The organism is Pseudomaricurvus alkylphenolicus (genome assembly GCF_011683955.1).
Classification (GTDB): Bacteria; Pseudomonadota; Gammaproteobacteria; order Pseudomonadales; family Cellvibrionaceae; genus Pseudomaricurvus; species Pseudomaricurvus alkylphenolicus.
Window position 1 is genome coordinate 60,673 of record NZ_JAAQPI010000002.1, and the last position, 14,563, is coordinate 75,235.

14 protein-coding genes and 1 other RNA gene are annotated in these 14,563 nt (G+C 51.6%); 10 read left to right on the forward strand and 5 right to left on the reverse strand.

Features of this window, described 5'->3' with window-relative positions; all coding sequences use genetic code 11:
* Nucleotides 1-32 precede the first annotated feature (32 nt).
* The gene (locus HBA55_RS05710; RefSeq protein WP_166988336.1) at nucleotides 33-641 is read right to left on the reverse strand and encodes a LysE family transporter; all 609 of its coding nucleotides are present in this window, start codon (nucleotides 639-641) and stop codon (nucleotides 33-35) included.
* 142 nt (nucleotides 642-783) lie between these two features.
* Nucleotides 784-3,078, reverse strand: a complete 2,295-nt coding sequence (locus tag HBA55_RS05715; RefSeq protein ID WP_240945933.1) for a TonB-dependent receptor — start codon at nucleotides 3,076-3,078, stop codon at nucleotides 784-786.
* Nucleotides 3,079-3,461: 383 nt separating this feature from the next.
* Here HBA55_RS05715 and HBA55_RS05720 point away from each other — a divergent pair, with 383 nt between their 5' ends.
* The 8 genes from HBA55_RS05720 to HBA55_RS05755 all read left to right on the forward strand — a co-directional run bounded on the left by HBA55_RS05720 (nucleotide 3,462) and on the right by HBA55_RS05755 (nucleotide 9,694).
* On the forward strand, nucleotides 3,462-4,808 hold the full coding sequence (locus HBA55_RS05720) for a sodium-dependent transporter (RefSeq protein ID WP_166988338.1): 1,347 nt from the start codon (nucleotides 3,462-3,464) through the stop codon (nucleotides 4,806-4,808).
* A 68-nt stretch (nucleotides 4,809-4,876) separates the two neighbouring features.
* On the forward strand, nucleotides 4,877-5,203 hold the full coding sequence (locus HBA55_RS05725; RefSeq protein WP_166988340.1) for a DUF6482 family protein: 327 nt from the start codon (nucleotides 4,877-4,879) through the stop codon (nucleotides 5,201-5,203).
* Nucleotides 5,204-5,356: 153 nt separating this feature from the next.
* Nucleotides 5,357-5,745, forward strand: a transfer-messenger RNA (tmRNA) gene (gene ssrA, locus HBA55_RS05730).
* Between the two features lie 189 nt (nucleotides 5,746-5,934).
* On the forward strand, nucleotides 5,935-7,179 hold the full coding sequence (locus tag HBA55_RS05735) for an integrase domain-containing protein (RefSeq protein WP_166988342.1): 1,245 nt from the start codon (nucleotides 5,935-5,937) through the stop codon (nucleotides 7,177-7,179).
* Nucleotides 7,180-7,192: 13 nt separating this feature from the next.
* Nucleotides 7,193-8,212, forward strand: coding sequence for a hypothetical protein (locus HBA55_RS05740; RefSeq protein ID WP_166988344.1), 1,020 nt, complete (start codon nucleotides 7,193-7,195; stop codon nucleotides 8,210-8,212).
* A 93-nt stretch (nucleotides 8,213-8,305) separates the two neighbouring features.
* The gene (locus tag HBA55_RS05745) at nucleotides 8,306-8,623 is read left to right on the forward strand and encodes a helix-turn-helix transcriptional regulator (RefSeq protein WP_166988347.1); all 318 of its coding nucleotides are present in this window, start codon (nucleotides 8,306-8,308) and stop codon (nucleotides 8,621-8,623) included.
* A gap of 2 nt (nucleotides 8,624-8,625) precedes the next feature.
* Nucleotides 8,626-8,874 carry a hypothetical protein gene (locus HBA55_RS05750; protein ID WP_166988349.1) on the forward strand — a complete coding sequence of 83 codons (249 nt, stop codon included), beginning with the start codon at nucleotides 8,626-8,628 and terminating at the stop codon, nucleotides 8,872-8,874.
* Between the two features lie 4 nt (nucleotides 8,875-8,878).
* Entirely contained in the window at nucleotides 8,879-9,694 is an 816-nt protein-coding gene (locus HBA55_RS05755; protein WP_166988350.1) for a YagK/YfjJ domain-containing protein, read from the forward strand.
* A gap of 104 nt (nucleotides 9,695-9,798) precedes the next feature.
* Here the strand turns inward: HBA55_RS05755 and HBA55_RS05760 are convergent, their stop codons facing one another.
* Entirely contained in the window at nucleotides 9,799-10,044 is a 246-nt protein-coding gene (locus HBA55_RS05760; RefSeq protein WP_166988352.1) for a hypothetical protein, read from the reverse strand.
* 300 nt (nucleotides 10,045-10,344) lie between these two features.
* On the opposite strand from HBA55_RS05760, the gene HBA55_RS05765 reads away from it, so the two are divergent.
* Nucleotides 10,345-12,063, forward strand: a complete 1,719-nt coding sequence (locus HBA55_RS05765; RefSeq protein WP_166988354.1) for a GIY-YIG nuclease family protein — start codon at nucleotides 10,345-10,347, stop codon at nucleotides 12,061-12,063.
* Between the two features lie 15 nt (nucleotides 12,064-12,078).
* Here HBA55_RS05765 and HBA55_RS05770 read toward each other — a convergent pair whose 3' ends face one another.
* Nucleotides 12,079-12,375, reverse strand: a complete 297-nt coding sequence (locus HBA55_RS05770; RefSeq protein ID WP_166988357.1) for a hypothetical protein — start codon at nucleotides 12,373-12,375, stop codon at nucleotides 12,079-12,081.
* A complete protein-coding gene (locus HBA55_RS05775) occupies nucleotides 12,368-13,381 on the reverse strand; it encodes a peptidoglycan DD-metalloendopeptidase family protein (RefSeq protein WP_166988359.1) in 1,014 nt (337 codons plus the stop codon). The genes HBA55_RS05770 and HBA55_RS05775 overlap by 8 nt, the downstream gene beginning before the upstream one ends.
* A 275-nt stretch (nucleotides 13,382-13,656) precedes the next feature.
* Here HBA55_RS05775 and HBA55_RS05780 point away from each other — a divergent pair, with 275 nt between their 5' ends.
* The gene (locus HBA55_RS05780) at nucleotides 13,657-14,562 is read left to right on the forward strand and encodes a BrxR family transcriptional regulator (protein WP_166988361.1); all 906 of its coding nucleotides are present in this window, start codon (nucleotides 13,657-13,659) and stop codon (nucleotides 14,560-14,562) included.
* Nucleotide 14,563: the final 1 nt, after the last annotated feature.

The window sequence follows — 14,563 nt, forward strand, 5'->3', positions numbered from 1 at the left end:
CTTTCAGTTTCATCAACGTAGCCACTTAAGCGCTAGCTGACGATCACCCGAAACGCCACCAATACCAACAACACTCCAAACACCTTTTGCACCGTAGCAGCCCCGGCCCGAAGACGGGACATGATGGATGGGTGGGACACCAGCAGGGTGACCATCACATACCATAAGGCATCGATCACAAACGTGAGCAGCGCCATTCCCAGCTTTTGCCCAATACTGGAATCCACCGATACAAACTGTGAAAAGATCGCCAGAAAAAAGATCGCGAGCTTTGGGTTTAGAAACGCGGTGAGAAAACCGATAACCGCCCCTTGCCGACCGGAAACCTCCGACTCACCGTCAGCCTCAGAAAAATCTGCCGGTGCGGTGAAGGCCTTGTAAGCCAGAAACAACAGAAACAGCGCACCCAGCCACCTCAGCCCGTCAAACAGCCACGGCGTCTGCTGGATAATAATCGCCAGGCCCACCGCCGCCAGCAGGGCGTAACTGCCAACACCAACGCCGTGAGCCACCGCGGCAATGACACCCTGCCGTCGCCCGCCTTTCAGGGTTTGCTCCACCACCACCGCGAGACTGGGCCCCGGACTTGCTGCACCCAGCCAACATAAGCCGGCGAGGGTAAACCACTCCAGTAATGACACGGGTGTTCTTTCCTTAATATGGGTTGTTGAAAAACGAAAACAGGGCGCACTCGGGCGCCCTGTTTTTTGCTTAAGACGTTAAGGCACTTCAGCCATCACAGCGAAGGATACGCTGGAATGGCTGAGGGTCGCTACAGCTTACTTAGAAGGAGTAGCTGATGGATGCACCAATGGTTCTTGGACGATTACGTACCGTGGGGTCGGAGCCGGAGAATGCGAAAGCGATCGCATCGTTATAGCCGTAAATCGCTTCTTCATCCGTAGCGTTATCTACGAACAATACCGCCTCCCAACCGTCTTCGCTGGTGTAACCGGCGCGCAGGTCCAGAATAGAGTAGTCCGGACGAACGTTACCGGAGTCAATACCGGAGCCGGAAACGTCGTCGCTGGCTTTACCTGGCAACTCGAGGGTTTCGTCAACGTAGTTGTATGTACCCACAATGAAGAACTCACCGTTCTTAGCTGGAATGACATAATCGAGAGAAAGGTTGTAGGTCCACTCAGGTACATCGGCAAGCAGGTCACCGTCCTCAATACCCGCTGAAGGTACATCTTCTTTAAAGGTAGCGTCGATGTAACCCAGACCGGCACTCAAGGTAAGATTTTCGCTCAGTGCAGCAGTTAGCTCCAGCTCAACACCAGTACTCTCAGCTTCACCAATATTGGCAGTAAAGTTATTACCGCAAACCCCACTGGTCGTAACGACCTGCTGGATGTCTTCCCACTTGACCCGGTATATCGCACCATTGAAGCGGACTGCACCACCACCAATCATGGACTTCCAACCAACCTCGGCATTTTTAACCTCATCACCTTCGTAGGCACCGGGATCAGAAACACCCAGAGCAATCAGGTCGTTATTACAGGCAAAACCCACAGGTTCATTGGGATCTTCGCTGCGAGGAATCACACGGTTGATACCACCGGGGCGAGTACCGTCGGACATAGTGGCGTAAACCTGGCTATCTTCGTTGATGTGATAGGTCAGGGTTACTTTGGAGTTAAGATCATCATCACTGAGCTTGGCATCGCGAACGTTGGCTGTAGTGCGATCACCACCGGTAAAGGCCCAACCCCAGTTTTCCTCCTTGGAGTGATAATCATAGTCAAGAGATCTGAGACCCAACGTCAGTACCAGCTGGTCAGTAATATCGTAGGTAACCTCACCAAAGAATGCAGTTTCCTCATATTCCTGCAACTTTTGCGTATTAGCCAGGCCGAACTCGCTCAACGCATCCCAACCACGCATCATCCGATAGCCGGAATCAGACTCGGCTTCCTTTTGGTAGGCGCCAATTAGCCATTGCAGGGGAGAGTCGTTGTTTGAGGACAGACGCGCTTCAATGGTCTCATCATCAAGTTCAACGTCTTCATCAGAGAAAGCGGCATTTGGAGGATCAATGCCAATCAGGCTGTAACCATCGGAAATGTCTTCAGCGTTGGTGAATTCACGATCCACTTTCGACCAGCTCACCAACAGCGAGAATCCATCGAAGTCGTGACCATAGGTCAGGTTGGTCATGGTGAATTCGTCTTCGAATGGCTCCTTGGCATCGAAGGGAGAGCCCTGCTCAAGATCTCGGAGCGGACCATCGAAATTCGGTTTGCCATCCATCTCAGTTTTCTGAGTAAAGACATATGGCTGAATGTAAGCATTATCACCTAACTCAACTCGCAACGCCGCTCGTACCGAGGTGGTTTCTTCACTGTTCACGTTGTCGGCAAATTCTTCGCCGGTGTTGCTGTTGATACGGTCGATATAACCATCAGTATCGGTGTAAGAACCCACTACGCGAAGAGCCGCTTTTTCACCCAGCGGTGCATTTACGACACCATTGAGCTTGTGGTTCAGATCACCATCTTTGGTGGAGGACATTTCGGCCTGAACCTTACCTTCAAACTCACCGATCACAGGCTGGCGGGTAATCAAACGCACGGTACCACCCATGGAGCTGGACCCGTACAAAGTACCCTGGGGACCACGCAGGACTTCCACCCGCTCCAGGTCGTACATCTTGGGATCAACGATCGCCTGGGCGAAGGAAGTGGAAGAACCGGACGAAATAGTGGAAACCGGCATCTCATCAATATAGAAGCTCACGGTTGGCGCAACGCCAGTCGCAGCAGATACACCACGAATGTTGAGCTTGGTACGGCCTGGGCCGGAGGAACGCAGCGACAGCGAAGGTACACTGGTGGCAATATCAGCGAAATCAGTCGCGCCAACGCGCTCCAGGCTATCGCCAGTCATCGCCGAGATACTCATGGAAACGTCTTGCAACGTCTCAGAACGCTTGGTGGCTGTAACCACGACCTCTTCCAGCGTAAGGCCGCCCTTGTCCTGCGCCTGTACACCCGATGCCAATACCGCACCGATACAAGCCGGCAGAACAGACCGCAAAAATCGATTTTTCATATTCTTGTGACTCTGGGACATGATGTGCTCCTCTTCGGAATAATCCCCAGGTATCGGGGATATTATTATTTTCCCTATTAAACTCATGGTTGATAGCGCAACGAAATGCTTCCTATCGAAGTAAGTTATAGACCATATTGCTCAAATTTCACGCAAATTTTTCCGCAATATGGCCAGCCCCATGCAAAGTCTGGTGCCACAACCGTGGCAGCCAGCCACCTCGAATTGGCTACTTCTCGTCTTGCTATCTGATACCTACGAAGCAATCACCAAAACCCGCTAAAAAAAATTTCGATTAATTGATAAAGAATTAAAACTTGATGCCGCCCCACAGAACAAAGCACAATGGCCGCCCTATTGCTTGTCATTGCAACTGATTAATCTAACTAAAAGAAAGCACTCCTATGGCATCCAGAGAAACGTTTTCCACCAAAACCGGCTTTATCCTGGCTGCCGCCGGGTCAGCCATCGGCCTGGGCAATATCTGGGGTTTTCCCACCAAAACCGCCAGCAACGGGGGCGCGGCCTTTGTTCTGGTGTACCTGATTCTGGCCTTTTGCCTGGCCTACCCTGCCCTGATGGCCGAACTGGTGATCGGTCGCCACGCCAAATCCAACGCCGTATCTGCCCTGCGGGGTCTCGGCAATAGTAAAGCCAGCCGCAATTTCGGCACCTTTGTCGGCTTCTATGGCATTGTTATTGCCAGCCTGATCTTGAGCTTTTACGCCATTGTCGCCGGCTGGATGCTGAGCTACCTGGGGGAGTCCGTTACAGACCTGATGGGCTGGGATGCCGCCAGCCAATGGCTCACCAGCGATGGCCTGGCTCGCAATATGATCTTTATGACGCTGTTTATGGCCCTGACCATGGGCGTCATCTCCAGCGGGGTTAAAGGCGGCATCGAAAAGTGGTCTACCCGACTGATGCCCATGCTGATGGTTATTCTGGTTCTGCTGATTGTGTATGTGATGCTCCAGGACGGCGCGATGGAGGGCCTCAAGGTCTACCTGGTACCAGATATCAGCCAAATCAATCCGCCATTGGTCCTCAACGCCATGGGCCAGGCCTTTTTCTCCATGTCACTGGGTGTAGGCACCATGCTGATCTACGGCTCCTACCTCAGCGATAAAGAAAGCCTGCCCGAACTCGGCGCCTGGGTAACCATCTGCGACATCGGCATTGCCTTTACCGCCGGCCTGCTGATTATTCCTGCGCTCTTTGTTGCACAGAATTACGGCGTCCCCATTTATGATGATGCCGGTAAACTGATAGCCGGTGGCGACCTCATTTTCCAAGTATTGCCGGTGCTGTTCGACTCCATGGGTGGCGTCGGCCCCTTCGTGGCATTTGCCTTCTTCACCCTCATGAGTATCGCTGCACTCACCTCCTCAATCTCCATGCTGGAGGTGCCGGTGGCCCTGGTGTCTGAGGAAACCCCTGCCGATCGCAAACAGGCCACCATCATTCTGGGGGCAGCCATCTTCGGCGGTGCCAGTGCGATCCTGCTGAACTTTGGCACCCTATTTGACTTTGTTGTCGACCTGACCACCAAATACAGCCAGCCCATGCTGGGCGTAGCACTCTGTGTATTTACCGGTTGGATCTGGAATCGCAACAGCGTACTCAAGGAACTGCAGAAAGGCTCGCCGGAAATGGAAAACAGCTTCTTCTGGAAAATCTGGCCCAAGTACGTGCAGTTCGTCTGCCCGGTACTGATCCTGTTTGCCTTTTTCCAAAGCCTCGCATCATAGCCTGATCCAATCCACGTCCCCGCGCGTAAGTTCAGTGACCAACCGAACAAACGAAACGGGGACGACTTATGAGAGTTCTCTTAAAAGAACTGGGCTACCACTCACCTCAGCACGTCATCATCGAGTCCTATGAAGGCGGCATCTACCAGGCCTACTGGCGCGACGGCAAGACCGAACACCTGATCTGGCTGGACGAACACACCCCCCTGAGCTGCAGAAACCTCACCAATATGCGACAGCTGTTGAGCGACCTGGACGAGACCGCCCTGTGGCTGCGGCAAAACAGCGCTTACGATGAAATGATCGGACAACCGCAAAGTGCCGCAGCGAATACACTGTTGATACCACTGACAACACCCCTGCCCTGGGAGTTGAGTCAGTCGAAAATCCACTGATTCCACACAGAATAGAATGGTTTGGGGGCAGATTGCTCAATCGGCGCTCAGACCTGCAGCGGGCCTATAAATTACGGGTATAAACAACAACACAATCGAATAGATCCCCAGTGGATTTAGTCCCGCCATCTGGTTTACAATCCCGCCTTCTAAGGGGCCGATTTGGATTCGACGTCGGTAACAAAACCTTAGGTGCATGTCGTGAGGGTAGCGAATCACGTTAATCCAAAGCTGCAATTTATTAGTTGCCAATGACGACAACTACGGTGCTCAGCTGGCTGCGTAAGCAGTCTTAAGAACACCACACTAGTGGTTCGCCGCTAGCGGTCTTAAGTAAGGTGCCAGTACCGCGCTTCTGACTGTCATATAGAACTGGATCGCCGTGAAGCCTGCCTGGGGTGGATCAGCTAAACCTTATCAGGATCGCGTTTTACGTCTTGCCCGCCGGGCTGTAAATCGCTAAATCAAATGGCGGATCTAAGCATGTAGACCCTAAGGCGGAGTGCTTGCGGACGGGGGTTCAACTCCCCCCGGCTCCACCAGATCAACGTTCAAAAAGATTCAAAACTTCTTTTAGAACACATTAAAACAACGAAATATCAATAACTTAGCGAAAATCATCGTTCGTTAACGTCCAATAAGCATCAACAAGATACAAGATTCTTTGGTACACTGGTTGGCACATCGCACCTGCCGCCGGTATACCGGTGTGCCAAAAAAGGATCGTCGCCGTGCCAAAGACCACCAAACCCCTGAGCCCTACCGAAGTCAAGAATGCCAAGCCCAAGGATAAGGAATACATGCTGGCAGACGGTGGCGGACTACAACTACGGGTAAAGCCCACTGGAGCTAAATCCTGGGTCTACCGCTACAAGAACCCCCTTAATGGAAAACGCTCCCAGATGGGCTTTGGGGCCTACCCCGCCGTGTCGCTAGCTGATGCGCGCAGGCTCAGAGAAGATGCCGACAAGGTGCGTGCCAAGGGCGTTGACCCGCAGCAGCACCGAGAAGTGCAGATCGAAAAGCAGTATCAGCTCAACGACAACACGCTAAAGCGGGTTGCTTTACTCTGGTTCTCGGTCAAGAAGACGAAAGTCACAGCCAGCTATGCAGATGACATTATTCGCTCACTGGAGCGATACATTTTTCCTGAACTCGGCAATGTACCGATCTCGGATATCAAAGCGCCCGCGACCATCAAAGTCCTGAAGCCAGTAGAAGCCTCAGGAAGCCTGGAAACCCTCAAGCGGCTGGCCCAACGGCTGAACGAGATCATGAACTATGCCGTGAATACCGGTCTGGTGGATGCAAATCCCCTCAGCGGTATTCGACATGCCTTTGAATCCCCCAAGAAAAAGAACCAACCCACCATCAAGCCTGACCAACTGCCGGACCTAATGAGGGACCTGACCAATGCCAGCATCAAGCGAGCCACCCGCTGCCTGATTGAGTGGCAATTGAACACCATGACGCGCCCCAGTGAAGCCGCCGGCACACGCTGGGACGAAATCGACTTCGATAAACAAATATGGAACATTCCGGCAGAACGGATGAAGAAAAAACGCCCACACAGCGTCCCCCTATCACCTCAGGCGCTTGCATTGCTTGAAACCATGCGCCCTATCAGTGGTGAACGCGAGTACGTATTTCCGTCATACCTGAAGCCCTCTGAGCACATCAATTCTCAAACCGCCAATATGGCGCTGAAAAGGATGGGTTATAAAGGTCTATTAGTTGCTCACGGTTTGCGGTCCCTGGCCAGTACCACCCTCAATGAGCAGGGCTTTGATCCCGATGTTATCGAGGCCGCTCTCGCCCATGTGGATAGCAATGAGGTCCGCGCAGCATACAACCGGGCAGATTATCTGGAGCGCCGCCGCGTGATGATGGACTGGTGGAGCGAGCACATCGAGCAAGCGGCGACCGGCAATATGAGCATGGCGGCGGGCACAAGAACACTTCGACCCATCAGTTAACTCGGAACTACCAATGTCAGTACAATCAGCGCAAGCCAAATGGAACAAACTCGCCCTAGTATCTGCGGCCGAGCTGGAACTTCAGCTCATGCTGGACCCATACTATGGCGTAAAGGCCCACGAAGAAAGTGGCGATAATCCTGAAGTGGAAGCCGAAGGCAGCGTCGATGGATGCCAAAAAGTAATCGATGAGATCATGAGCGATCCGGGCCTGGCCATTAATGCAGAAAAGATTACCGACAAATTTCTACTTTCACCATTAAAAGCGAACCGGCAGAAGCTTCTTGTGTACCTGTGGTGCGGCGCTATTGGGCTGCCGCCCTATCGTGATAGTTTGCCAGTTACCTGGAGATGGCAAGATCTACTGGCCCACGGAACAGATGCCTTCCAAGTTCGCCTAAACGACCTTAAAGACGTTCTCCGTCATTATGGGTGGCCGTTGCCCATCGCTATATTTCCCAAGGAGCCCGACAACAGCCTTCAAAAATTGACCCTCTGTCAGCAGGAGTACCAGGCCGTGTTCGACAACATAGCGATCAAACTGCCGGAACTTGAACGCGAAAGAGACGAGCTGGTCAATATTGAGCCAGTCAGTATGAAGGAGCGCCAACAGAAGCACCGTGAGCTCAGCCGAATAGAAGCGGAGATTGCAGCCATTACCTCAAATCCAGGCGAAACCCTCGGGACATCAAGGTCAAGTCCAGCAGCAAATTCTTCCCCAATTAAAACAGCGCCGAAAAAAGAACGATATGCACTCGGTGAGGTTGTTAAAGACTTCATGCAGAGCTACTTCGATCGAAATAAAAAAGTACCAGATAACACTACCATTCTCGAACACCTTGAATCCATCTCCATGGAGAATAATGGAGATTCTGAAGTAATTATCGAAGTCGCATACGATCCCGAAGACAGGGATAAGGTTATCAAGTGGTGGAATCACGGCTCCGATAAGGTAAAAAAACTAAAGTACTCGTCGTTTAGATCTAAAACCAGCATTTGGAGACAGGAAATACGCGAAAAAAATTCAAATTAATTTATCGCAGTCTTTATCGAGTTTTATTAATTTAAATCTGAAATAAACCTCAATGTTCTTATTCGCCCCTAAAGTCTTAGGAGCGATAAAGACATGCAATCAGATGTAACATCCCTCATTAACCAGATCATCGCGGCACTCCCGGTGATCACCCTTGCGGCACTCCATATTGATCGAGAGCCGGAAATCCTCAACCGTGCCGGCTACAGCCGCAGCACCTTCCGCAACCGCATCAAAGAAGGCTTGATGCCTTCGCCCATCTCCCTCGGTGCACGCGCTGTAGGCTGGCCCCGCCATGAAATTGACGTCATTCTGGGCCTGACCATTGCCGACCAGCCCGATGCCGTCATTAAGGCCGTAGTCACCCACCTACACGAACAGCGCAAGAACCTGATCAGCGGCACGAGCTAATCATGGCCATCAATTCAGCTGTCGTGCAGCCCCCCGAGGAAAATCCAGCTTATTTGGCGATCCTCGGTGTACTGATCTCGATATTCACCCCCTACTTTTTCTTAATGGAATTGAGCGATCCCCTTGGCACACAAGGATCGCCGTCATTCCAAGCCCGTAAATCCCTGCAGGTTTTTCATAATATCCCCGCCTGCACGTATTACCTGCCGTCAGGAGCCAAGGAACAGGCGACGGCCAAGAGTTCTGGATAGCACTGTGACTCGGGAACGCGTCTGGCACCAAGACGGTATCAATCTGGATATCTGCATAGCCAAGAATTCTGGATGCTTTCTGGCCATGTTGAAGCCGATCAAGAACCAGCTGGACGCCATGCTTTCCCATTATGCAAAGGTACTGATGGTGCGCTTGGACATCCGTGTAGCGGAATACTCGGGCAAAAACGAAAAAATATCCCGCCTGATGAACCGGATCAAAAAGCTCCTGAACGGGAAAAAGTACGACATGAAGACCTATGGGTATGTGTGGGTGCGCGAAAAGGAAGAGGCTGCCCAGCAACATTACCACCTGGCGCTGCTTCTGAATGGTCACAAGGTCCGCCACCCCGGTTCCATCATTAGTTGGATCGAGCAATACCTTGAAATTCGCGATGAACCCAAACCTTTTACACCCAAAAACTGCTATTTGATGATCCACCGCGGTGATCTAGAAGAATACAAGGAGGCCTTTCACCGTCTGTCGTACTTCGCAAAGGAGCGTGGCAAAGGCCAAAAAGACAAGACGGCGAACAACTTCTCTACCAGCAGAGTTAAGCCCAACAAAGAGAGCCTGAACCAGCTCAAGGAACAGCTCATTGAACAGGCATCACTGAATCGGGTTCCCAGCCTGAAATCAAATGCTGTGAAGCCGGCAATAGGCCAGCAAGAACCAACCTCTTGCCGCGAACAGGTGTGGGAGGCTCCATCTATGGCCGTCCCGGCTACTCGGGCCGTCATCAGCGGCAACGATCTGTCAATTGCTAAGGATTTACACGACTTCCCTAATGATTTGGGCAAAACCACATGGGTGGAATAGGCAGCGGGTCGTACCCGCGCAACGACAAAGCTCCGGAGATTGAGCGGACTCGGTGCCTGGATGTACGGTTTCTAAGGAAGAACAACCTCCTGAAACCAGGTACATCAGGCACCCTCCGCTGGAGCTGCAAAGACGATTTGCTGAGCCAGCTGCATTACCACGTTGGCAGAGATGGTATCCACGTTCAGCACCAGGACCATGCCGGCGCATGGAAATCCACCCAACAGACAATCCGATTCGATTACACACCTTGCCACTTTGGCGGAGCCCGTTGCTGGTTTCTGTGCCCTGGATGCAGTCGCCGAGTAGCTGTGTTGAGCGACTCTGGTCAAGGTTTTCTTTGCCGCCATTGTCTTGGCCTGGTCCACCGTACCAGTAGCCAGGGGAAGCGCGACCGCCTATTTAGCCAGAAACACAAGCTGGGCGAACAGATCTTTGAAGACTACGAGCGGGGGGAAGGCCGACTTAAAAAAAGAGGAATGCACTGGCGCACATTCAAACAACAACTGGCCAAGTACCGGCAGCTTGAGCAGCGTCTGTACGGATCGAGCCACTTCAAATAGCTGCCCACTATGTCCACACAGGCACCTGGGCAACTTGACACAGCCACAGATGGTGGCATTTCAACCATCCAAATTCGGAATTTCATAATGCGTGATCAACGCCACGAACAAATTGGCAAAAAATACACAACTCCAACCGGCTCCACCATCACCATCGTGGGCATGAACGGAAAAACAGGGAAGAATCATCGCTTCGTATTGCATTGCTCCGTCTGCTCAGATGACACGGAGCTGTTTCCTGAGCTCCTTGCCAAGAAGGCTTACCTTGATAACGATCAATTCCCATGCAACTGCGGAACAAGGCCGCTCTTCTCTGAGACACAGAGGGCCGTGCTGGTTTCCAGAGAAGCGAAAAAGCGTGGATTGACCTTTTTGGGATTTAAACCTCCGTATGAAGGGACTCGGTCCCATCTGCGGTTGAGCTGTCCAGAACATGGAGACTATGAGGGAATTCGGTATGGAGATTTCATGCGGGGGCAACGCGGTTGCAAGCGGTGCAAGACGGCTGGCAGGAGCAAGCGTGCGAAGTCTGCATTCGTCGGAACTACCTTTGATACTCCAAATGGCGGCGTCCTGACGGTCAAAGAGCCAGTGGGCAAATACGGGTCCTACCTTAACTATGAGGTACACTGCAGCATCTGCTCAGCCGACAAAGAACTGTGGCCTGTAATCAGTTGTATAAAGACCCGTCTGGAATCCGGATATATCCCCTGCGGTTGTAATGACCGCTGGATGCCAACTCGGGACCAGTACATTGTTCAGGCTAAACGCGAAGCGGCACGTCGAGGCCTCATTTTTGACGGCATGGTCAACGAATCCTTCACCAAGATTACAAAGGCCATAGCCAGGCTTCGTTGTCCGGACCATGGTCCAATTGAAGTATCCCTCAGAACGCTACTTAAACGCGATAGCGACACCTGCCGTAAATGTGTTGATGTAAAGAGCGCGGCAATAGAAGCAAAAAGAGTCATTGGCGAAAAGTTCCATACACCTGTGGGTAGCACGCTAGAGATCATAGGCTGGAACGGTGAGACTGGTGCTAAGAAACACTATTTCTACGAGTGCTCTGTCTGCTCGTCTGATAGCGAGCTGTTTCCGGAGCTGCGGTCCCGCTACTACCGAGTTCGTGATGGCAGCTATCCTTGTGGTTGCTCAGAGAGCCCCAGCTGGACCGAAGAGCAAAATAAGATCCGAGTACAGCGTGTTGCAGATTCAAGAGGTTACCTCTTTCATGGATGGGCTGAAGAGTATAATTGTCGCCAAACCAGGCTGCTGCTGGAATGCCCCGAACACGGTATCTGGAGAACTAGTGGTATCAATCACTTCACGCTGCGCGGACAAGGCTGCCCGGCCTGCGGTGGTACAGGATATAACCCTTGTGAGTTAGGATATCTATATGTACTGCGATCTGACGAAAAAGGGGGCATCATCAAGGTTGGGATCAGCAATGAACTCGATTCTCGAATCGCTCGACTGAAACGAAAGACACCTTTTGACTTCGAAATCATGAACGTTCTCGAATGTACTGATGGCAACATTCCACGCTTATTGGAAACCGAAGCTAAAAGGACTTTGACCTCGGCACAATGTAGCGGTTTTGACGGGTTTAGCGAGTGGTTCAAGAACGATGACATTTTTGCTGAGTGGATCGATCGAATATCTGATCAACCCGGAATAACACCCATAGAACTTAGATCTACCATAACGGTTGGTGACGATGGTGCGTGCTCAATCAAAAACATGACGCCTACATTGGCCTACGCAATGAACTCAATGACAGGTCCTGGTGCAAGGCAGTTGGCTTGATGCCAGCCCCTACCATTAGCGCACCCAAGCAGGTTTATCAAACATCGAGTAATCGCCACTTGCTGCCATGGTTTCCTTACGGTACTGGGCTTGCTCCTCCAGAGTCCGTCCGAATACAGAAAAGTGAACGGCATCGATCACATCCTGAAGCTCATCCTTGGCAGCCAACCCAGAAACCAGGGCTGCCTCGATGAAAGCTTCGATACGATGTTTTTCAATGTCATCGAGCTTGTCCTTGACCTGGATGTCTTGATAGAACCGGGTAAGACGCTCACTTAACGCATTAAGGTAGTTTTCTTTTATGTCATTCATTATTACTTCCTTTTCCGATCACGACTGATGGGCGCCGTCTTAGCTCTGGGGGCGCCAATGTAGAGGTTAGATACACACCCTTTTTCAGTTCATTGTCCCCCTGAAACCTAAAGGGAATAGACACCAATTCACGGCCGTTGTTCTTCTGGACGACGAAGTGCAAATGTGGCCCGGAAGAAAACCCTGTATTGCCTGAATAGGCCAGCAGCTCTCCCTGGTTTACACGAGCCCCCTTCTTAACAAGAATGCCATCTGGGGCCAAATGCGCATAGACAGCCATAGTCCCATCACTGTGCAGCACCCGAACTATATTGGCTTCGTCCATGTAATCCTGATGCCAGCCAGAGCGCGAGAAGTCGCCCTCTGAATCCATAATTATCCCAGCACGAGCGGCCACGACAGGTGTCAGCTCAGGCATCGCAATATCAATAGCATAGTAGCTTTGCCTGGATCGACCGTGGCTTCTGGGGCCTCGAAAACCCTGCGAAATCCGAAAGCTACCTTCACGAAATGGCAGTTGATACTCATAATTCACCACCTTTCCACGAACAGGGGCTCCCGGTACATATTTTGATCGATAGCTATAAGACCACTTTCGATTTCGAACCTTCGGCTGAAGAGTCAGAACCTGCCTATCTGCGCCGGCAGGAAGAACCCAAGAGAATGGGCCACGATGGCTGAATTGGATGTTGTCTGCCTTGTTGAAAAAAAGACTTACTTGAGCTGGCCCACTATAGTCATTAACGATGTACAGCCGAGGCTTTTCACGGGAGCCTCTGTTTACTACATGTACCTTCCTCCGACCTTCCGTGACCAACAGCTGTTCCTGCTGGTACTGAATCTCTTCGGGCGGCTTTTGATCAGTGAAGACCGTACGACCGTTTTTGTCTTTGTAGGTATAGAGCTTCGCGCCATCGGCACCGATCGGCACCAGCCATATAATGACCAGCATCAAGATCATTGAAACCAATGGGCGTGGGTACTTCTCACTAACAGCCTTATCCATGTGCTGTATCTCAATCCTGTTTAAGGTCTCATGTGCGAGGTATTTTAGCCCCATTTGATCCGGCCACCGTCAAATCGATCAGACGCCCCAGCACCACATTTTATGACAAACCCCAACAGCATCCGATCAATATAGAATATCATGCCACCTCAAAGCAGGGTAAAAGCCCCCCACTTGTGATTACATTTTGGGCAACAGGCCCTTATCATTTTGACAACCATCTAGTGAAAATGTAATGTACAACATGGACTTAGCCCAATATCAACGGATGATGAATGCCCACCGCCCAATTGGATCAAGCCTCACAACCTCAGCAAGAGCGACTCGCCTATATAGAGTTTCGCCTGTTATTTATCGGGTGTATTAACCGCAGCGACCTAGTTCACCGCTTTGGCTTGACAGAGTCTGCTGCCTCCCGGGACCTGGCACTGTATAGACAGATCGCAAGCCCCAATATCGGCTACGACACCGTCCATCGCACATATAGGCTCGGAGCAAGAGCTAAACCGCTATTTAACTACAACCCAGCACAAGCACTCATTGCATTGACAGAGGGGTTTGGGGACGATTTTGTCGCTCAATCCGCCCCCTGGCTACCTGCTGAGCAACCCAGTCGCAGACGCGCACCTTCGATACAAGTGTTGATGCCCATCTGCCGTGCCCTGTTTAGTGGTAAAGCCATCAACATTCGCTATGGCTCGCTCTCAAAGGGATTTGAGCAAAGAACAATAGTGCCCCTCACATTAGTCGACGACGGCCTTAAATGGCTCCTGAGAGCCTTTGAGAATGATAGCTATATTGATCTGGCATTGAATCGCATCGCAGCCGTCTCGCCAGCCAAGACCATTGCCAATGCAAAGAAACTGCGAGAGCAAGACAGTGAATGGCATCAACGAATCGAATTGGAGCTGGTGCCACACCCATCTCTGACACACCCGGAAGTGATTGAGCTGGAGTACGGCATGAAGGATGGCGTACTCCAGGTGCAACTGCAGGCCGCACTAGCGGGCTACCTTCTAAGCCGGTGGAATGTCGATTGTACAACGGATCACCACCTGCAAGGTCCCAAGTACCAGCTCTGGCTACGCAATAGCGGCGCGTTGCAGCAGGCCGAACAACTCCCCAAATTAGCGCTGGCACCGGGCTCTAGTGCCGCTGTGATCATGCAAGCGAACGGATAAC

Coding starts and splice junctions, on each gene's coding strand:
- HBA55_RS05715 (WP_240945933.1), bottom strand. CDS start 3,078: ATGTCCCAGAGTCACAAGAATATGAAAAATCGATTTTTGCGGTCTGTT.
- HBA55_RS05720 (WP_166988338.1), top strand. CDS start 3,462: ATGGCATCCAGAGAAACGTTTTCCACCAAAACCGGCTTTATCCTGGCT.
- HBA55_RS05725 (WP_166988340.1), top strand. CDS start 4,877: ATGAGAGTTCTCTTAAAAGAACTGGGCTACCACTCACCTCAGCACGTC.
- HBA55_RS05740 (WP_166988344.1), top strand. CDS start 7,193: ATGTCAGTACAATCAGCGCAAGCCAAATGGAACAAACTCGCCCTAGTA.
- HBA55_RS05745 (WP_166988347.1), top strand. CDS start 8,306: ATGCAATCAGATGTAACATCCCTCATTAACCAGATCATCGCGGCACTC.
- HBA55_RS05750 (WP_166988349.1), top strand. CDS start 8,626: ATGGCCATCAATTCAGCTGTCGTGCAGCCCCCCGAGGAAAATCCAGCT.
- HBA55_RS05760 (WP_166988352.1), bottom strand. CDS start 10,044: ATGGCGGCAAAGAAAACCTTGACCAGAGTCGCTCAACACAGCTACTCG.
- HBA55_RS05765 (WP_166988354.1), top strand. CDS start 10,345: ATGCGTGATCAACGCCACGAACAAATTGGCAAAAAATACACAACTCCA.
- HBA55_RS05770 (WP_166988357.1), bottom strand. CDS start 12,375: ATGAATGACATAAAAGAAAACTACCTTAATGCGTTAAGTGAGCGTCTT.
- HBA55_RS05775 (WP_166988359.1), bottom strand. CDS start 13,381: ATGGATAAGGCTGTTAGTGAGAAGTACCCACGCCCATTGGTTTCAATG.
- HBA55_RS05780 (WP_166988361.1), top strand. CDS start 13,657: ATGCCCACCGCCCAATTGGATCAAGCCTCACAACCTCAGCAAGAGCGA.